Origin of the sequence: Acidovorax sp. SUPP3334 (assembly GCF_030159055.1) — a bacterium.
Taxonomy (GTDB): Bacteria; Pseudomonadota; Gammaproteobacteria; order Burkholderiales; family Burkholderiaceae_C; genus Paracidovorax.
Map to the genome: position 1 here is coordinate 143,804 of NZ_BQXQ01000006.1, position 19,468 is coordinate 163,271.

The window sequence follows — 19,468 nt, forward strand, 5'->3', positions numbered from 1 at the left end:
GGTGGTTTCCTTGGGCGGAGCAGTGCAGTGCGGGAGGGATGGTGGCAGCGCGTTTTGGCGATTGTCGGTTTGCAGGCGTGTCGGTGCCAGCGGCGGGTCAGCAAGTGGGCAGGGTGGCGCCCCGGTTCACGGCATCCACGGTGCCCAGCAACTGTGTCCAGTAGGCCGGCAGCGTGTCCCAGGGATTGTCCTCCTGGGTGTCGGGATCGAAGGTGTCGTCCGTCACATAGATCACGCCGCTGTTCATGCGCGCCGTGGCAGCGGCCCGCACCGATGCCTGCATGGCGGCGCAGTTGGCTGCGTCGTGCACCAGGGCGTTCTGGCGGCTGTTGGCCAGTTGATAGAGCCATCCGCCGGTGGCGCGGGGGTCGTAGTCGGCAAAGCTGGCCTGCCGGTTCTCGAAGGTCACGAGGGTATCGGCCACCGCGGCGTAGGCCGCGTCGGGCACCGTGCCCGGGTTGCCCACCACGCGCAGGGTGGCGCCCTTGCTTTTGATGTAGTCGAAGAGTTGCCGGTAGTAGGCCAGCCGGCCGGGTGCCGAAGACATCTCGTCGATGAAGAAGCCGCTCACGAGCCCCGTGCCGTAGAGGCTGAGGTACTTGTCGATGTTGCCCTTGACCTTGCTGATCGAGCGCGAGCCGTAGCCGGTATAGACATAGCCCAGCAGCTTGCCCCCCGAATGCACGAAGGATCTGGCGGCCGCCGTGAACTCTGGATTGGCGCGGGTGAAGACGCCGTTGTTCGGATTGAGAATGGCGGTGACGCTCACCGACGGATAGGCCTGCGTGCCGGCGGCCAGTGCATCCCAGGGCGAGCCTGCTGAGGGGTAGAAATAGGCGGGCACCAGGATTTCCATCGGCGCGGGCGCCGGCCGCACATACAGCGTTCGGCTGGCGGTGGCCGCGTTGCCGCCGCCCAATGTGCCTGAAGCGACCGACGCGGTCAGCGTCTGCCGGCCTGCCGCGGTGGGGGTGAATGCCGTCACCGCCTCGCCGCCCAGCAGCGAAGCCGCCAGTGGAATGAAACTGCCCGAGGCGGCGGAAAAATCGACGGCCAGGCCATCGGGCAGGGCGCCGGTGCCGGACTGCAGCGCCAGCGATACCGGCACGCTGGCCCCCAGATCGAACACGGCCTGGTCCAGCGGTACGGCAAAGGCGATCTGCAGGCCGGCTTGCGCGGCCTCGGCCTTCTGCCCCGCCACTTCGGCCGGCTCGCCGCTTCCTCCGCCGCCGCAGGCGGCGAGCAGCACCGCCGCCGCCGCCGCCAGTCCGGCGAATACCGGTGCCCCCCGGTGAAACACGGTCCGGTCCGGCAATGCACGATGGATCGTCTTCGGCATGACTCCCCCCTTGTGTAACGGCTTCGATGAACGCTGTTCGGCCCATTGTCCACCGAGAGCCCCGCAGGCTACTGCAGCATGAACGTTTCGTACTCCAGCCGGTTGAGCTGGCGCGACAGCAGGTACATGCCGGTGCACAGCGTGATCAAGGTGGACAGGGCAAACCCGTAGCCGTACAGGGCGGCGCCGGTGTACAGGGTGAAACCGGTGAGCGCGATGTTCAGCAGCACGAACTGCACGCACAGCAACAGCACGATGCGCCGCTGGTCCAAATAGAAGAACACGTTCAGGATGGCCATGAGCCCCACCTGCAGCCCCGCACCGATCACCTGCACGTGCAGCAGCGGCAGGTACAGCCGCGAGATGCCCAGCACGTCCAGCACCGCCGGGCCCGCCACGAACGTGACCAGGATGGCCAGCGTCTGGATCTTGCCGATCTCGCCCAGGCCCTGCTGGATCGAATAGACCATTTCGTCGCGCATGGCCTCGATGTATTCGAGCGAGCCGCCGCTGCGCACCGCGTCGTAGAACTTGTCGTAGTACTCGACGAAGTCGGTCTCGATGCGCACCAGGAAGACGGCCATGCCCGGAATGATGGACAGGTAGGCCAGGAACACCGGCAGGTCGTAGATGAGCGATGCGCGCAGCCCGCCGATGATGTTCTGGGACGTCGGCGGAAAGTACCAGAACATGAACTTGTCGATCCAGATGCCGAAGTTGTACAGGAACCCGATGGCCACCAGCGACGGGTACAGCAACTTGCGCTGCGCGAAATCGAACGCGATCAGCCGGCCCTTGGGGTTGAACTCCTGCACCACCAGAATCCACATGCCGGCCAGCAGCAGGTAGTTGCCCAGCACGAAGCCGGCCAGCAACCCCTCCAGCCCCCATGGGCGCATGAAAAGCGAGCCGATCACGATCACCGCGTAGGCGAGCCCGAACAGCACCACGATCTCCTTGTAGCGCTTCATGCCGGACAGCAGCACGGTCAGCACCCACACGTCGCACATCAGCGTGAAGCCTGCCAGCATGAGCATGCGGTACACGAGCCCCAGATCGGGCAGCAGCGTGAACAGCGCCAGCGTGCCCAGGGCCCCCGCCACCAGCGTGACCACCAGCAGCAGGCCGTGCAGGTTGGGCAGGATGAGGTCCTTGCGCTTTTCGAACAGCCGGTCGGACACGAAGCGCGTGAATGCCAACTGCACCAGCCCGGTGAGGATCAGGCTGCCCGCCACCATGTAGGTGACCGAGGTCTGGAACTGCGTGACCAGAAAACCGGGCACCACGACGCTGGCGCTGAAAATCCCGATGAGCAGAATGCCCACGATGGAGAACACCCACGGGCCCGAGCCGATCACGCCGGCATAGGCATAGGCCTGCACCAGGCTCACCAGGGTGTTCTTGCGCAGCATGCGCCGCAGTTCGAATCCGATGCCAGCCATCAGCGGGGGCCCTCCGTCTTCTGGAACGCGGTTTCGTACACGCGGCGGTAGCGGTCGAACATCATCGTGTCGGTGTAGTAGCGCTCCACCCGCGCAATGGCCGCGCGGCTGGCGCTCTCCCAGGCGGCCGGGTCGTTCAGCAGCGACAGCGATGCGTCGGCCAGGCGCTGCGGGTCGGCGATCGGCACCACCTTGCCCGATGCGCCGAGGGCCTTGTCCTCATCGTCCAGGCCCTCGATCAACTGCCGGCACGAGCCCACGTCGGTGGACACCGTGGGCACGCCCGCGGCGTATCCCTCCAGGATCACCAGCGGCAGCGCCTCGCTGATCGACGACAGGATCACCAGCCCGATGCGCGGCATGAGGTCTTCCACGCGCTGAAAGCCCAGGAAGCGGATGTTCTGCTCCAACCCCAGGCTGCGCACGAGGTTCGTGCATTCCTGGGCATAGGCCGGGTCTTCCTCGGTAGGCCCGGCGATCCAGCCTTCGGCCTGCGGCAACTGGTTGACGACCCGGCGCATCGCGCGGATGAACGTCTTGATGTCCTTGATGGGCACCACGCGGCCGATCAGGCAGAGCACCGGCGGCACCTCGGCCGGCCGCTTGTCGCGCAGCGGGGCGAAGCGCCCCAGGTTGATGCCGTTCGGAATGTTGAAGGTGCGCGACGCCTCGGCGCCGTCGGTCACCTGGCGCAGCCGGTTGGTCTCGTACAGCGCGATGATCGGGTCGGCTGCGGCATAGCAGTAGTAGCCCAGCCACTCGAAGAACTGGATCCACATCTGGCGAAAGTACGACAGCTCGGTCGGGTCGCGCTGGAAGATGTTGCGGTTGTCGCGGATCCACTCGCTCTTGAACAGGTCGATCTTGCGTTCCTTGGTGTAGATGCCGTGCTCCGACAGGATCAGCGGCACGCCGCGCGCCTGCTCGATCAGCCCGCCGAGAAAACCCGCATACCCCGTGGAGGCGCAGTGCACCACGCGCACCGGGATGAGCTGCTTGGCCACGCGCGCCAGCGTCCACAGCGGCTGGTACATGATGCGCACCGTCCAGAAATAGTCCACGAACGAGGGGTCGGTGCAATGGTCTCTGTAGCTCTTGCAGATGATCTCCCAGGCCCGTTCGCTGTAGAGAAAGTCTTCCAGCGGCAGGTGGCCGCCCGGCTGCATCTGCCGCGTGATCTCACGGAACGCGGCCATGGTCTGTGGTGTGCGGTCGCCCGTGCGGAACGATTCGACCAGCGTGTGCACCATGTCCAGCGCCTCGCGGCTGCCCTTGCGCCGGGCGGGCAGCGTGCGCACGCCCAGGTGGTCGTAGAGGTAGTGCTCCTCGAAGTGAACGACGTTCGGCGGCAATTCGTACTTGAACTTGGAATAGTCCTCGCGCCGGCTGCCCAGGAAGACGATGGCGAAGCGGTATTCCGGGTACGCACGGATGATCTGGTTGATCCAGCTCGACACGCCGCCGCTCACGTAAGGGAACGTGCCCTCCAGCAGCAGGGCGACATCGGCCTCGCTGGCTTTCGGCCCGGTCATGGCGCGCTCCAGTAATCCAGGATCGGGCGCAGCCGCGGCAGCGCCCTCCACTGGTTGAGCTGCTGCACGAGTTCGCGCGTCTGTGCGAAGTCTCGCCGCTCGAAGCACAGCTCGGCCTGATAGGGCAGCACGCGGGTGGCTGGCAGGCCCAGATCGCGGGCGAGGGCGTAGGCCGCTTCTGCCTCGTCCACCCGGCCGAGCAGGTGCAGCAGGCGGCCGCGCCGCAGGTTCAATTGCGGATGGTCTGGCTGCTGCGCCAGCACCTGGTCGCAGTATTGCAGAGACTCTTTCACCGCGTGGTCGCGCAGATCGCCCTGCACCAGTTCTTGATAGACCAGTTCCCAGTAAAGGTCGGACAGGCGGAAAGCCGACTCGACCGTGAGCGGGCCGGGCGTGTCGCCTTCTTCCAGCTTGGCCTGGCGCAGCGCATCCAGTTCGCTGTCGATGGTGCGGTTGATGCGCTTTTCCAGCGTGTCCAGCATGCCATAAGCCAGCAGGCGCAGGTCTTCGCTCGGGTCGCTCAGCACCGTGCGCAGCAGGGGCGAAGCGATGCGTCCGGACACGTGCTGCAGCGCCACCATGGCGCGCATGCGGGTCTGCATCGGGGCCTGGCTGTTGCCCAGGAAGGACCGCAGGCCCGCTTGGCGAAAGCTGCCCTGCATGCGCTGGTGGCGATCGAATTCGGGCAAGCGCAGCGATTCGAAGTCGCCCTGGGACGCCGGGCTGCGGTAGATGCGCAGCACCACCACGGCGGCGATCACGCCGATGAAGCCCACGATGGGCACGGCATAGCTGAACACCGCCATCAGGCCCAGAACCGGGGCGCGGGGCCTGGCCTGGTCGCCCGACAGGAAAGGCAGCAGAAACAGCGACAGCATCAGGCAGGCGCCGGCATGCACGAGCAGATAGCTCGACAGGGCCGCATCGGTGCGGCCTTCCAGCAGCGCGGGCCCGGTCCACGCGCCGATCTCCAGCAGCAGCGCGGAGATGCCGAACTTGAGGTTAAGCATGGGCCATCCCGTTCAAGCGCTTGAGCACGGTGAGGGTCTCGCCGTTCAGCGCGATGATGTGGGGGAACACGCCGGACTCGGCCAGCGGCTTGCCGGTCTTTTGGCCCGACCAGGTTTCCAGCCGGTTGATGTAGCCCTCGGCCGTGGCCGTGTCGCCCAGCGGCATCAGCATGGCCAGCACCTGGCGCTCGGCGCCTGTGATGAGCCAGCTTTCGTCCAGTTCGCGCTTCAGGCGCTCGATCTGTCCAGGCAAGCCGGCCTCCATGGCGCGGGGCAGGAATTCGAGCGCCACGATCACGCTCGGCACCTTGGCGCTGTCGCGGATGTGCGCCAGCCGCTGCGCCTCGAAGGCGAAGTTGGCCGGGCAGTCGGGCAACTCTTTCAGGATCGGCGCCGCCACCGTCTGCATGGCCAGGCCGTCGGTGTAGTAGCCCAGCAGCAGGTTGATCGTTTGCAGGTTTTCGGCTTGCAGCGAGAAGAACGGCATGTCCTCGATGACGAGCAGCCCGTAGATCTCGCCCCCGAGGTCGAGCAGGGGCGCCGCGGCCAGATAGCGCGTTTGCTGCTGGTCGGCCAGCATCTGGCTCACGTGGCAGAGCTTGCGCGTCTCCAGGGCCTGCTGCACCAGCGGATCGCGCGGATCGAGTTCCGTACCGCTGCCGATGCGCGCGATGGCCCGGGCCTCGATGCTGTCTTCGGTCGCGGCGTAGAGCGCCGCCGATTCCAGCTGGCAGTACTGGGCTAAGAGCCGCAGCAGGGTCTGCGCGCCCTGTGCCGCATCGTCCTGCGCCCCGCCCAGCGCCTGCAGCGTGGACAGTGCATCGCGCATCGACATGGGCCGGCCGATCAGTTCCTGCTCCAGGCGGTCGTGCGACAGGCGCAGCAGGTAGTACTGGCGCACGAGGTGTTCCAGGCGCTGGTCGAGGTACAGCTGCACGTTCTCGGCGCGGCGGGTGCGGGCCTGCCACAGGCTGGAGAACTCGCCCACCAGCATCACCAGAATGAGGCCGCCCAGGAAGTAGATCTGCGGGAAGGCATCGTAGTGGCCGAAGTTGATCGCCAACCAGCCTGCCAGCAGCACGCACGCGCCGCCCAGACCGGCCAGGGGACCGTAGCGCAGCGCGACGATCGTCGGTGCGAGCCATGCCCAGGGAAATTCCGCCTGGGTCCACAGCGGATCGTCGGGCTCCAGCGCCAGGCCGAGCGCCAGCGCGATGATCGGCAGCAGCAGCGTTTCGCCCAGCATGATCGCGGGGCGCGTGTCGGTGTCGGCCAGCTTGCCCAGCAGGTTGGCGGGAATGTGCCGAACGCTCGGCGTGGCAGCCGGCTCGGGCGCGGCCGCGCCGACGTTGCGCCGCCGTTCAGCCGACGAGGTCGTCTCTGACACCATGGCTTCAGCGGGCTCGGGCCAGGCCGGAATCCAGCAGATCGCGGATCAGCTTCTGCGCCACGCCGGAGAGCGCCTCGCGGCTCCAGCCGCTCTTGCCGCCCGTGCCGCTCCAGATGGTGTCGCCCGAGGCCACGTCGATGATCTGCAGCGTCACGCCCGCAGCCGGCTCGCCATCTACTCCGACCTTGTAGCGCCACTCGTCCACGGCGCCGGTCAGGGCGTACTTGGCCTGCTGCTCCCGTGCCCAGGCCAGTACCTCCTGCTGGCGCTTGGCATCGCCCGCATCGAACAGCGCTTCCTGCTGCGTGCTGGTGGGGTAGCGCTGGATGCGGCCCACGCCGCGTGCATGCAGCAGCGCCTGGGCGATGGCTTCGGCGCGGTTGCCGGCCAGCGGCGTCTCGGTGTGGTTGGCGAAGGGCAGCACCACCCAGGTGGCGTTGCGCTCCAGCGCCGGCGGCTCTCCGCGGTCGATGGTGGAACAGGCGGCCAGCAGCAGCAGGGCGCCGCCGGCGGCGAGGACTTGCAGGCGTTGCAGCAGGGTGCGGTGGTGTTGCATGGTGGATTCCTTTGGAGACGACATCAGAAATGGAGACGGTAGGTGAACAGCAGGCTGCGCGTGAGGCCCTGCAGTTGCAGGCCCGATTTGCCCACGCCCCAGCTCAGGCCCAGGTGGTCCGCGCCGAGCACGCTGCCGGCCATGCCCAGGCGCAGTTCGTAGCCCGGGCCGAGCACGCTGTGCCAGGTGCGGCTTGCCGTGGCGAAGGGCAGCAGGGCACGGGTGTACTCCTGCTCGTAGCGCATGTTGGTGGACACCTGCAGGCCATAGAAGCTGAAGCTCTCGGGCAGGAAGAAGTCCTGCCCCAGCGGGCCGGCGTTTGCGGGCACGTAGCGGCGCACTTCCAGGTCCCGGGGCGCGAGCGTATTGAGGTCGCGCCGCGTGAAGTCGTGGTGCGACCAGAAGGCGCCGAACTCCAGCAGCGGCGTTTCTTGCCGGTAGGTGTGCGTGTAGTTGATCGAGGTGTGCCGGCCGCTGCCCAGCGAGGCGCCGGTCTGCAACGTGTAGCGCTCGTCGGCATAGCCGATGGTGAACTGGTCCTGCCGCGTGGCCTGGTAGCGCAGGCTGGCGCCGGCGCGGTCCTTCATGCCGGCGATTCGCAGCGCTAGGCTTTCCTGGCTGGGCAATTGCATGCCCAGTTCCATGCGCAGGGTCAGCCGGTTGTCGATGCGCTGCTCGTGCTCCACCTGCAGCGGCGTGTAGGCCAGGAAGCTCTCGCGGCGGCCGGCGCGGAACATCGTCTCGCCGTCCGGATGCCGCCAGCGCACCTGCACGTCCAGCGCCCGTTCGTCGGGCGGGTTGCGTACCACCAGCGCGCTGGTGGCGTGGCGGCGGATGCTGATGAAGTTCACGTCCATCGCCAGCCGCGGGCTGATCGCGATGTGGAACACCGCGTCGGACTCGCTCTCGTCCATGCCACCCAGCTGCTGGTACTGCAGCTTGGTGCCCGCGTGGTCACTGAAGGCCAGCAGGCTTTCGGTGAGCTGCAGGTGCAGCGGCTGGTCGTCGTGCTGGTCCTGCTGTGCGTCGAACGCGGCGGTCTGCGCAAGGCGGATGTCATCCACGGCGCGCGCTGCGTTCACGCGGTCGTAGCGGGGCAGGCGTTCGTCGAACTCCTGCAGCAGTTGGCCAGTGGCCGACTTGTCGTCTTCGGCCAGCGCCACCGTGATCTCCGCCCACAGCGGGCGGTTGCTGCGCACGCCGCGGCTGCGTGCGTACTGGTGCCAGAGAAAGCCTCGCTCGGCCGTGTATTCGCCGGCATCCTGCAGCCAGCCGATGGCCGTTTCGGCCGCGGCGTTGGACATGTTGCCCTGGGCATCGCGGTCCAGGCGCAGCAGTTCGCGCAGCACGTCCACCGAGGGGTCGCCCGGCTTTTGCGTGAGGAACAGGCGGGTGCGGGCGATGCGCCGGGTCTGGTCGATGCCTTCTTCGGTCAGCCAGCGCTTGCGGGCCTGCGCAGGCGTGAGAAGCGCGCCGCCATCGCCCTTTCGCACCGACTTCCATTCGCGCGCCAGCAACTCGCGGCGCAGGCGCCATGAGCGGTCGGACTGCTGGTTCTGGTCCAGCGCGTCGGCATAGTTCATGAGCCACAGGAAATCGTCCTGGTGCTCCTTCAGGTGCGGGGTCAGGTAGCGGTCCAGCGCCACCTGCGGCAGCGACAGGGCCTGGTACGCCGCCGCCAGCGCGTCGTGCATATCGCTGTCGCGTGCCCAGCTGCGTTCCTGCGTGGCCAGCAGCGTGCGCAGCGAGACGGCGTCGTTGCTGTCGATGAACAGCCACATCAGCGCCTGGCGCATCTCCGATGAATCGGGGCTCAAGCGCAGGCCGGCTTCGAAGTGCCGGCGCGCCTCGGGCAGGTTGCCGGTGTTCTGGTAGTAGGTGCCGGCCAGCCGCAGGAATTCGGGCAATTGCCACAAGCGGGCGAGAGATCGCTTGGCGGCTTGCGGAGCGGGGTCCAGTTGGGCCAGCAGCGGCCCGAAAGCCTCCCACCGGCTGCGGGAAGAGTACAGCGACAAGGCTTCGACCAGATAGCGTGGCTCGTCAAACCGCTGCCACGCGAGCACCGACACGCGGGCGGCCTCCAGCGGCTGGTCGGTGATGAGCAGCCGCACCAGGGCATCGAAGTCCGACACATCGGTGCCCTTCGTTTCCACCAAGCGCCGGTAGGCCTGCACGGCCAGGTCGTTGCGTTCGCGGCTTTCGGCCAACTGGCCCGTGAGCCGCCAGAAGTCGGTCTCCATGTCCTGCGGTGGCAATTGCTGCTGCTGCGCCGTCTCCAGCCATTTCAGGCCTTCGTCGGGCCGGCCGTGGGTGAGTGCGAGCACTGCCGCGCGCATCGCCCGGGTGGGGGTGACCTGCGCCTTGTCGCTCAGCAGCCTGCGCCAGTTATCGAGCGCGAGGGTGGGCTGCCCGGCGCGCTCGGCCAGATTGGCCAGCAGTTCCACCGCCTGCGGGCTCTTGGCATGGTCTTTCAGATAGTCGATGGCCGGCTGGGGCTCGCCGATGCGCTCATAGGCGTCCACCAACGCGCGGACCAGCGCGAAGTCATCGGGGCGGCTGCGCAACTGGTGGCTCAGCGCCTGCACCAGAGCGCCGTCGTCGAACTGCCCGGGTGCCAGGCGCAGCACGGCCTGCCAGGCGGTTTCTTTTTGGGTCTGCCGCGCGATGAACAGCCAGTTTTCCAGGGCGGGCGTGGGGCGCTGCGTCCATTCGGACACCTGGGCCAGCCGTTCGCGCCAGGCCAGGTCCTGCGGCTGCTGCTGCACGGCGGCATTGGCCAGGGCCCAGGCGTCGTCCAGCTTGCGGTTTTCCAGAAAGACTTCGTAGCCCAGCGTGTAGATCTTGTCGTCGAAAGGCAGGCCGGGGGCGGGCACGTTGCGCGGCGCGGGCCGCGCTGCAGGGGGGCTGTCCGCTGCCAGTGCTGCGGACTGCCCCGCCATGCGCTGCACGCGCCACGGGCCGGCCAGCGCCGGGTGCGGCGCCTGCATCCGCAGCCACGGGGGCACCAGCCAATGGGCACCATCGTCGTAGCTGCGTTGGGGGACGGCGGGATGCGAGGCGCGGCCCAATGGACGCAGCAGGGCGCCCACGGGCAGCATGGCGGCCGTCTCGGCGTCGGCCTGCGCAAGGGCGCTGGCCGGGCCGCTCATCTGGTTGCCGAGCGAAATGCGCAGCAGGCGCCGCACATAGCGGTCGGCCACGGCCGGCTTGCCGGCGGCGCGGGCCAGGTTGGTGATCATCAGCAGCGTTTGCGGATCGTCGGCCAAGGGGCCGATCTCGCGCTCGGCCAGCGCCAGCGCGGCCACCGCCTGGTTGCCCGATTGCAGTGTGCGCACCGCCGCCAGGTAGAAGGCCTTGGCCTGCTGCGGGTCGGGCGTGACCTGGCGCGCCAGCAGGTACAGCTCGGCGCTGCCGAAGTAGTCGCCCGTGCCCAGCGCTTCCTTGGCCGCGCGTTCGTAGAGCCTTGCCGCTTCGCGCGGGTCGCTGGCCTCCTGGGCCAACTGGCGGCTCATGGCGACGCCGGTGGCCCGGTCTTCCATTTCGGCGGCGCGGCGTGCCAGCATCAGTTGCCGGTCGGCGGGCCACGTCTCCTGTGCCAGAACCTTCAACTGGCGCTGGAGCCCTTCGCGCAGCGATTTGCGGCGCTCGGTTTCCTTCTCGGGCGTGCGCTGGTACTCGGCATACGACAGGTCCCACAGGCTCCACAGCGCGTCGCGGTGCAGTTGCGGATCGGCGGAGTCCAGCGCAGGCTGCAGCGTGGCCCGTGCGTCCGCCATCTCGCCCACGGCGATCTGGCGCTGCGCCAGCAGCAGGCGAAGGCGCGGATTGTCGGGATCGCTGCGCAGCAGATTGGTGAGGTAGGCCACCGACAAAGCGGTGTCGGTGGTCTCTGACAGCCGCCGTTCCAGATCCTGCCGGGGATACAGCAGCCACAGCCCCCCGCCGACCATGCTCGCCAGCAGGGCGATCAGCCAGGAAGGCGCCAGAACGGGGCGCTCAGCGGGCTGGGCACTGGAGCTGGATTTGCGCAGCAGCATCGGCGATCCGGAATTGTTGGACGTCCGGGCCGGCTGGAGCGGCCGCCCGCGTGGGAGTGAGCAGTTTCTGGTTGGCGCGCACCTGGCAATTGCCCGCCGCAGCCACGCTGAATGCCAGCGGGGCGTGGGCTTTCAAGGTGAACTCGGTGCGCGCGCCCTGGTCGCCCACCTTCCAGTCGCCGATGCGGCCATTGGCATCGAACAGGTACGGGCCATTGGGGGCCGCGGCGGCAGGTGCCGCCGCGCTGGCGTTGCTTGCGGTGCCGGTGTCTCCGCGCGTCTGCACCCATGCCGTGCCACCCGTCAGATGCACATAGGTGCCTTCCGCGCCGCCCCGGTAGCCAGCAACGCCCTGGCTGGCCTGCACCAGCGGCGTGCCCAGAGCGGGCGGCAGGCGCAGGGTGCGCAGGTCGCCGTCGCCACGCACGCGCCAGCCCGCACCGTCGCGCGCCAGCGCGTAGGTATGGAAGTCGCGCACCTTGAGGATGAATTCCGAGGCGAACACCGGGTGCAGCGGCTGGGCCACCGCCCAGTCATACACCTTGCGCAGCACGTTGAGCCCGGCGCGCTTGGTGGTGGAGTACACGTGGTAGTAGATGTCCACGGGCTTGATGCGGCGCGGCGTTTCCGTCATCTCGAAGCTCTGCAGCACCTGCTCGTAGCCGTAATAGGGGCCTCGCCACAGGTTGGTGTAGATGTTCTCGTTGGTGATGGGGGCGTACACCTGCAGGTAGCCGTTCTTCTGGATGCCATGCGCCCCCACCGCCGTGAGCGAGGGGTTGGTGCGCGTGATGGAGGTGTCGCCCCCGTTCATGTTGAGCAGGCCCGCGCGCTCGGTGATCTCCAGCGCGTCGGCGCCGGGCGCGGTGTCGCCCGACCACAGCAGGATCTTGACCTTCTTGTCCGGCGGCGCCAGCCGGGAGTTGATGTACTCGGTCGATCCCACGATCTCGCGCTTCAGGTCCATGGTGTAGCCGGGTACGTCCAGGCTCATGGCGGCTTCGGAGTTGTCGCCGAACACGCCGTGGCGCACGCTGCGGTCCCACAGGAAGGGGTGCGAGTAGGTGTGGCTGGCGAGCTCGACATGGGGCAGGCGGAACATGCGCCGCGCGATGTCCTCCAGCTCCTTGCTCATCTCGGGGTGCAGGCCGTGCGGCGCGATCTCGGCCTCGATCACGGACATGGTCTGCGGCACGGTGCGGTATTTTTCGAAAATTTCCTTGAGCAGCACCAGGCCTGCATTGGGGCTGCCCGGCAGTTCTGCCAGGGACGGAAAGCCATCGCCGTCCACATGCGAGAACATCAGCCGTCGGCCGTTCTCGGTGGTCACGTCCGGCACGGGAATGGGGGGCAGGCGCAGGGCCTGCGTGAGAAAGGCGAAGGGGTCGACCACCCACCGCGCGTAGTCGGTGCCCGGCACCTCCACCACCACGAAGGGGTCCATCACGAAGCCGCCCCAGGGCATGATCGAGCCGCCGATGAAGGACTGCCCGCGCTGGTCCTTGTACTCGACCAGGGAACGCCCCGCCTGCACCGGCACGCCGTTGCGCATCACACGCTCGAACTGGGCGCGGGCGGCGGGTTCCACCGCCATTTCAAAGCCCATCATCGGGTCCTGGACCACGGATTTCTGCGTGCCGCGGGGAGGGGCCGCATTGCCCTGGATGCCGAGCTTTTCATTGAGCTGGCGGTCCAGTGCGAAGCCGAAATTGCCGAACACGGCCAAGGGCGTGTTCTCCGCCAGCCGGGCCTGAAGCCACTGGTTCATGGCTTTGGTGCGGGTTTCGGGCAGGAAGCCGGAAAACCACGTCACGATGCCCGCATAGCGGTCCTGGTACACGCCGGCGGGCAGTTCGTTGCGCACGTCGGCATAGTCCACCACGTAGCCCATATGGTTGAGCGGCATCTGCAGGAAGCGGTGGGCCGCAGCGTAGTTCAGCGCCGGGCTCTCGCCGCCGTAATACACCACCAGCACCCGCCGAGGCACGACCTCGATGCTGCCGATGCCGACGGTATGCACCTGGCTGTCCGTCACCCAAGGGATGAAGCCCAGGTCCTTGATCTTCTGCGCCGTGGCGCGGGTGAGTTCACGGTCGGCCGGTGGCACGTAGTCGATGGCCAGCACCGGCAGGCCATCGCGCTCGCGGATCGTGCGCAACTGGCCCAGCAGCCATTCGCGGTCTTCCGCCTTGACGGGCTCATAGCGCTGGGCGCCGGCGTTCCAGCCCTGGTAGAGCGACTCGGCCGCGACCATCTGGATCTTGTCCTTGACCCGGGGCACGATCTCGAAACCCCGGTTCAGGATGAGCTTGATGCCAGGAAAACGCTGGTGCAGCAGTTCGATCACGCGGACGATGCCCGCCTGCTGCGCCGCCTCGTCGAACTGATTGGCGAGGCGGTAGGAATCGAGCGTGTCCAGGAAGAATCCGCGGTAGCCGCTTTCCCACAGCGGCCCGACCACCCGTGTCGCGAAGAACTCGGGCCAGTCCGCCGGCGTCTGGTCGATCACCTCTGAATTCCAGGCGCCGTTGCGTGCCAGCTTCCACGCGGCGGGAATGTCCTGGTAGTACGGCCGCGAGGCCTGCACCTCAGCCACCGACACGTACCCATACAGCTCGCTGCCGCTTTTGCGGTAGGCGACCGGGTCCTGCCCATGGCCGGGTTCGACCACCACCATGTCGAACACCTTCAATTCCGAAAGCGGTGCCGACAGGCCGTAATGCAACGCCACGGCGGGCGCCGGCGCCCCCCAGGCAGGCAATGCCAGAAATAGGCTCAAAAACAACAGGCGTAACTTGGATTGCACGGCGTCGAGTGTTGGAAATCGGTCGATGAAAACGGTTCGTTCGCAGGTGATCTCATTCGGATCACTCGGGTCTGCGTTCGCGGAAGCAATGGCTCTTCCTTGAAGACTTCGCTACTTATAGACACATTGGCATGGAAAGGGGAGATGGCTGCACCCTCTTATTAATAAAAACAATCGACACAATAGTTTCATATTCCCACGTTTCACCTTCCAGACCGCCAAAGGTTTAAATTTGATGGCTCTCAGCTTGGTGACGGGTTTCGTAACTCCCTGTTCGGAGCAGGGCCTATCCCGCGCTGCGCACGGGAGGGGTACGCAGCGGCAGGCCATTCGGTTTCAAAAAGGAGAAATTTCGTGATCCTTGTCACAGGCGGCGCCGGATTCATCGGCTCCCACACATGCGTGGCGCTGGCAGCAGCCGGCATTCCCTATCTCATCCTCGATAACTTCTGCAACAGCCGGCGCTCGGTTCTGGAACGCATGGCCCGCATCACGGGTGCGGCTCCCCGCTGCGTGGAAGGCGACATCCGCGACGAAGCGCTGCTGGCCCGGGTGTTCGCGGAGCACCCCATCGAAGCGGTGGTGCATTTCGCGGCACTCAAGGCGGTGGGCGAGTCGGTGCGCAAGCCGCTCGACTACTACGACAACAACGTCTCCGGCACGGTCGTGCTGCTGCGGGCGATGCAGGCGGCGGGTGTCCGGTCGCTGGTGTTTTCGTCCTCGGCCACGGTGTATGGCGAGCCCGCCTCGGTGCCGATCCGCGAGGACTTTCCGCTGTCGGCGACCAATCCCTACGGCTGGACCAAGCTCATGATGGAGCAGGTGCTGGCCGACGTGGACACGGCCGAGCCCGGCCAGTGGCGCATTGCCCGGCTGCGCTATTTCAACCCCGTGGGGGCCCATGAAAGCGGGCTGATCGGCGAGGACCCGCAAGACGTGCCCAACAACTTGTTGCCCTACGTGGCACAGGTCGCTGTCGGCCTGCGCGAGAGCCTGAGCGTGTACGGCGACGACTACCCCACGCCCGATGGCACCGGCGTGCGCGACTACATCCACGTGTGCGACCTGGCCGACGGCCACGTGGCCGCGCTGCGCTACCTGCGCGAGCACCCCGGCCTGCTCACCGTGAACCTGGGCACGGGCCGGCCCGTGTCGGTGCTGGAAATGGTGCGCGGCTTCGAGACGGCGAGCGGACGGCCGGTGCCCTACCGCGTGGTGGCGCGCCGCCCTGGCGACGTCGCCCAGTGCTGGGCCGACCCGGCGCTGGCCGAGCGCCTTCTGGGCTGGAAAGCCCGCCACGGGCTGGACCGCATGTGCGCCGACGCCTGGCGGTGGCAGGACGGCGCGGCGCGCTCGCTCTGATCCCAGGCGGCGGCTGGGTGGCCGCCGAAGTGCTGCCGGGGTACCGAGCGCGGGCTGGCCTGAATCAGGCGGGATTCTGCGCACCGGCCGCGCCGCTGTGCGGAGTTGCGTCGGGCTCGGTATCCAGCGTGGCGGCATGCACGGCGGCTTCTTCCTCGGACAGCAGCGCGCCTTCCCACTTGGCCACCACGGCGGCGGCGATCGAGTTGCCCACGGCATTGGTCGCCGAGCGGCCCATGTCGAGGAACGTGTCCACGCCCAGGATCAGCAGCAGTCCCGCTTCGGGAATGTCGAAGTGGTTGAGGGTGGCGGCGATCACCACCAGCGAGGCGCGCGGCACGCCCGCCATGCCCTTGGAGGTCAGCATCAGGATGAGCAGCATGGTGACCTGCGTCTCCAGCGGCAGGTGAATGCCGTAGGCCTGCGCGATGAACAGCGTGGCGAAGGTGCAGTAAATCATCGAGCCGTCGAGGTTGAACGAATAGCCCATCGGCATCACGAAGCTGGAAATGCGGCGCTTCACGCCGAACCGGTCGAGCGCGTCCAGCAGCTTGGGGTAGGCGGCCTCGGAACTGGCCGTGGCGAACGACAGCAGGAACGCCTCGCGGATGTTGCGCAGCAGCACCACGATGCGCCTGCCCAGGGCCAGGTAGCCGGCCAGGACCAGCACGCTCCACAGAATGATCAGCGCCAGGTAGAAGTCGCCCATGAACACCGCGAACTTGAGCAAGATGCCCAGCCCGTTCACCGCCACCGTGGCCGCCATGGCGGCCAGCACGGCCACCGGGGCGAACTTCATCACGTAGCCGGTGATCTTCAGCATCACGTGCGACAGCTCCTCGATGCCGCGCACCAGGGTGCGGGCCTTCTCGCCCAGCGCGGCCAGGGCCACGCCGAAGAACATCGAGAACACCACGATCTGCAGGATCTCGTTGTTGGCCATGGCCTCCACGAACGAGCGCGGCACCAGGTGATTCACGAAATCCTTGAGGGTGAATTTGGAGGTCGCCAGCTGCGCGGACTGCGAAGCGTCCGGCAGCGCCAGCCCCATGTTGGCGCCTGGCTGCAGCACGTTCGCCAGCACCAGGCCCAGCAGCAGCGACACGAGCGACGCCGTCAGGAACCAGCCCATGGCCTTGGCGAAGACCCGGCCCACCGACGCGGCATCGCCCATGTGGGCGATGCCCACCACCAGCGTTGAGAAGACCAGCGGCGCGATCAGCATCTTGATGAGGCGCAGGAACACGTCCGACCCGATGGAGATGTAGCCCGCGATGCGCGCCGCCTCTTGCGGCTCCAGCACGTTGGCGTGAATCAAATGGCCGATCACGATGCCCAGCACCATGGCGATGATGATGCCGACCGCGGGCGGGAGCTTTCTCTTTTGGGATTGCATGGGTGAATGGGCGCTGCCGGGGCGTCCTCGAAAGGCGGACGGGGCTGCACCAATTTGGGGAAAACCCGCGATTGTGCTGCATCCGGCGCCGGGGTCCGCCGCCGCTTGCCAGGGGCGCCCGCGCCATGCGCTTCTACAATCGCCGCATGCCTGCCAACCTGCCTGCGCCGCCGTCCGTGCGCCCTCTGTCGTTTCACGGCCAGCCTGCCATGCAGCTGGCCTTGCCCACCGGCGAAACCGCCACCGTGGCGCTGCAGGGGGCCCAGGTGCTCTCCTGGACCGGCCGAGGCGGCGCCGAGCGCATGTACTTCAGCCCGCGCGCCCGCCTGGACGGCCACTCGCCGATCCGCGGGGGCATTCCGGTGTGCTTTCCCCAGTTCAACCAGCGCGGCCCGTTGGCCAAGCACGGCTTCGTGCGCAATCTGCCCTGGCGCCTGGAGAGCCGCAGCGAGGGCGAGGGCCAGGGCGACGGCGAGAGCGGCGTGGATGCCGGTGTTGATGCCGGCGTGGCCCGCGCGGTGTTCGCGCTGGACGACACGGCAGAAACCCGGGCCTGGTGGCCACACGGCTTTGCCGCGCGCCTGACGGTGGAGCTGTCTGCCGAACACCTTCTGCTGGACCTGGCAGTGCGCAATACCGGCACCACGGCCTGGGATTTCACCGCCGCGCTGCACGGCTACTACCGCGTGAGCGACATCGCCGCCACCCGGGTGGAAGGGCTCGACGGCCGCCCGCGCTGGGACTCGGTGGCCGATGTGCATTCGGTGCAGCAAGGCCCCGTGGCGTTCGACGGCGAATACGACGCCATCTTCTCGGCCGCAGCCACGCCGCTGCGGCTGCACGCGGGCGACCACACCCTGTCGCTGGCGCAAAGCCCGTCGTGGATCAACACGGTCGTCTGGAATCCCGGCGCCGCGCTCTGCGCCACGCTGCCCGACATGCCGGCCGACGGTTACCGGCACATGGTCTGCGTGGAAGCGGCCTGCATCGACCAGCCCGTGCATCTGGAGCCGGGCGCTGGCTGGTCGGGCTGGCAGCGCCTGCGTGCCGACTGAGCCGCACCTTCAATCGTTTCTTTCTTCGGACTCCCCATGCTTGCCAAACGCATCATTCCCTGCCTGGACGTGACCGGCGGTCGCGTCGTCAAGGGCGTCAACTTCCTCGAACTGCGCGACGCGGGCGACCCCGTCGAGATCGCCGCGCGCTACAACGGCCAGGGCGCCGACGAGCTGACGTTTCTCGACATCACGGCCACCAGCGACGGGCGCGACCTGATCCTGCCCATCATCGAAGCGGTGGCCAGCCAGGTCTTCATTCCGCTGACGGTGGGCGGCGGCGTGCGCACGGTCGAAGACGTGCGCCGCCTGCTCAACGCGGGCGCCGACAAGACGAGCTTCAACTCCGCCGCCATCGCCAACCCGGACGTCATCAGCGCTGCATCGGCCAAATACGGCGCGCAGTGCATCGTCGTCGCCATCGACGCCAAGCGGCGCCAGGGCGAAGACGTGCAGGCGCGCGGCGAAGGCTGGGACGTGTACAGCCACGGCGGGCGCAAGAACACCGGCCTCGATGCCGTCGAATGGGCCACCGAGATGGCGCGGCGCGGCGCGGGCGAAATTTTGCTCACCAGCATGGACCGCGACGGCACCAAATCCGGCTTCGATCTGCCACTGACCCGCGCCGTGAGCGACGCGGTGAGCGTGCCGGTGATCGCCTCGGGCGGCGTCGGCAACCTCGACCACCTGGCCGACGGCGTGCAGCAGGGCGGGGCGGATGCCGTGCTGGCGGCCAGCATCTTCCACTACGGCGAATACACCGTCGGCCAGGCGAAAGCGCGGATGGCCGAGCGCGGTATTCCGGTGCGGCTGTGATGGCCCGCATCAAAGCCAGCGCCCGGGTCCGCACGGGAGTCGCGGCGGTCTGCACCCTTCTTTTCGCCGCCGCCCTGACCGGCTGCGCGCAAGGCCCGCGCGCTGCGGCCAGCACGCCCGCCCCGTCGTATGCCTCGGGCTATTTCGACCGCGCGCCGTGCGTGGACCGCATCGGCCGCTGCTTCGACGCCACCATCGGCGGCCAGCCGGTGGAGGTGATCGCCACGCGGGAAGAGTTCGAACGCCTGCGCACGCAGCTGCGCGCGCTCAATGGCGGCGTGCGCGACGTGTACTGGATCGTGCGCCGTCCGCTGGGCCGCGCCGCGGCGCTCGATGTGAAGACCTTTGCCAACGATTTCGGGCGTGCCTCTGTCGGCGATCCGCGCGAGGAAGCCGACGTGGCGGTGTACGCCCTCGACGGCCAGGACCTGGAAAGCGAAACCGAGCATGTCGCCAGCCCGGACGTGCGCATCGGCGGCCGCCCGGCCGTGGTGCAGCAGGAGACGCTCACGCAGGACACGCTGCCGCCCGGCCGCTACGCCTTCGCCATCAAATACCTGGGCCGCGCCAACTGGGACCGCAAGTGGGTCTTCCTGACGGTGCAGTGACGACCTCCCTGAGGCTTAATGTGAAAATGGCCTCCAGCGCAATAAGCACTAGGGGATATTGCTATAAAAATAATAGCAATATGATGCCATGCTGCAGTGCGGCAAATGACCGAGAATGA

Annotated in this window: 13 protein-coding genes; 4 read left to right on the forward strand and 9 right to left on the reverse strand. The window is 67.5% G+C overall.

Annotated elements, in window-relative coordinates:
* Nucleotides 1-97: 97 nt before the first annotated feature.
* The 8 genes from AVHM3334_RS04980 to AVHM3334_RS05015 all read right to left on the reverse strand — a co-directional run bounded on the left by AVHM3334_RS04980 (nucleotide 98) and on the right by AVHM3334_RS05015 (nucleotide 14,112).
* Nucleotides 98-1,339 (reverse strand): spherulation-specific family 4 protein, encoded by a 1,242-nt coding sequence (locus AVHM3334_RS04980; protein WP_284410179.1) that lies wholly within the window; start codon nucleotides 1,337-1,339, stop codon nucleotides 98-100.
* Between the two features lie 68 nt (nucleotides 1,340-1,407).
* Nucleotides 1,408-2,781 (reverse strand): exopolysaccharide Pel transporter PelG, encoded by a 1,374-nt coding sequence (gene pelG, locus AVHM3334_RS04985; protein WP_284410181.1) that lies wholly within the window; start codon nucleotides 2,779-2,781, stop codon nucleotides 1,408-1,410.
* Entirely contained in the window at nucleotides 2,781-4,313 is a 1,533-nt protein-coding gene (pelF, locus tag AVHM3334_RS04990; protein ID WP_284410182.1) for a GT4 family glycosyltransferase PelF, read from the reverse strand. The genes pelG and pelF overlap by 1 nt, the downstream gene beginning before the upstream one ends.
* Nucleotides 4,310-5,323 (reverse strand): tetratricopeptide repeat protein, encoded by a 1,014-nt coding sequence (locus tag AVHM3334_RS04995; RefSeq protein ID WP_284410183.1) that lies wholly within the window; start codon nucleotides 5,321-5,323, stop codon nucleotides 4,310-4,312. Before AVHM3334_RS04995 ends, pelF begins: the two co-directional genes overlap by 4 nt.
* Nucleotides 5,316-6,713, reverse strand: a complete 1,398-nt coding sequence (locus AVHM3334_RS05000) for a PelD GGDEF domain-containing protein (RefSeq protein ID WP_284410184.1) — start codon at nucleotides 6,711-6,713, stop codon at nucleotides 5,316-5,318. Before AVHM3334_RS05000 ends, AVHM3334_RS04995 begins: the two co-directional genes overlap by 8 nt.
* 4 nt (nucleotides 6,714-6,717) lie before the next feature.
* Nucleotides 6,718-7,269 carry a penicillin-binding protein activator LpoB gene (locus tag AVHM3334_RS05005; protein WP_284410185.1) on the reverse strand — a complete coding sequence of 184 codons (552 nt, stop codon included), beginning with the start codon at nucleotides 7,267-7,269 and terminating at the stop codon, nucleotides 6,718-6,720.
* Nucleotides 7,270-7,292: 23 nt separating this feature from the next.
* Complete coding sequence (locus AVHM3334_RS05010; RefSeq protein ID WP_284410187.1) at nucleotides 7,293-11,306, reverse strand: tetratricopeptide repeat protein; 4,014 nt, start codon at nucleotides 11,304-11,306, stop codon at nucleotides 7,293-7,295.
* Nucleotides 11,266-14,112 carry a bifunctional glycoside hydrolase/polysaccharide deacetylase family protein gene (locus AVHM3334_RS05015; protein WP_284410188.1) on the reverse strand — a complete coding sequence of 949 codons (2,847 nt, stop codon included), beginning with the start codon at nucleotides 14,110-14,112 and terminating at the stop codon, nucleotides 11,266-11,268. The genes AVHM3334_RS05010 and AVHM3334_RS05015 overlap by 41 nt, the downstream gene beginning before the upstream one ends.
* Nucleotides 14,113-14,466: 354 nt before the next feature.
* On the opposite strand from AVHM3334_RS05015, the gene galE reads away from it, so the two are divergent.
* The gene (gene galE / locus AVHM3334_RS05020) at nucleotides 14,467-15,474 is read left to right on the forward strand and encodes a UDP-glucose 4-epimerase GalE (RefSeq protein ID WP_284410189.1); all 1,008 of its coding nucleotides are present in this window, start codon (nucleotides 14,467-14,469) and stop codon (nucleotides 15,472-15,474) included.
* A gap of 64 nt (nucleotides 15,475-15,538) precedes the next feature.
* Here the strand turns inward: galE and AVHM3334_RS05025 are convergent, their stop codons facing one another.
* Nucleotides 15,539-16,870, reverse strand: coding sequence for a dicarboxylate/amino acid:cation symporter (locus AVHM3334_RS05025; RefSeq protein ID WP_284410190.1), 1,332 nt, complete (start codon nucleotides 16,868-16,870; stop codon nucleotides 15,539-15,541).
* Between the two features lie 146 nt (nucleotides 16,871-17,016).
* Here AVHM3334_RS05025 and AVHM3334_RS05030 point away from each other — a divergent pair, with 146 nt between their 5' ends.
* Genes AVHM3334_RS05030 through AVHM3334_RS05040 form a run of 3 tightly spaced genes read left to right on the forward strand, consistent with a single transcriptional unit; the run spans nucleotide 17,017 to nucleotide 19,349 of the window.
* On the forward strand, nucleotides 17,017-17,925 hold the full coding sequence (locus AVHM3334_RS05030) for a D-hexose-6-phosphate mutarotase (RefSeq protein WP_284410191.1): 909 nt from the start codon (nucleotides 17,017-17,019) through the stop codon (nucleotides 17,923-17,925).
* A 36-nt stretch (nucleotides 17,926-17,961) separates the two neighbouring features.
* A complete protein-coding gene (hisF, locus tag AVHM3334_RS05035) occupies nucleotides 17,962-18,741 on the forward strand; it encodes an imidazole glycerol phosphate synthase subunit HisF (protein ID WP_284410192.1) in 780 nt (259 codons plus the stop codon).
* Complete coding sequence (locus AVHM3334_RS05040; protein ID WP_284410193.1) at nucleotides 18,741-19,349, forward strand: hypothetical protein; 609 nt, start codon at nucleotides 18,741-18,743, stop codon at nucleotides 19,347-19,349. Before hisF ends, AVHM3334_RS05040 begins: the two co-directional genes overlap by 1 nt.
* Nucleotides 19,350-19,468 lie beyond the last annotated feature (119 nt).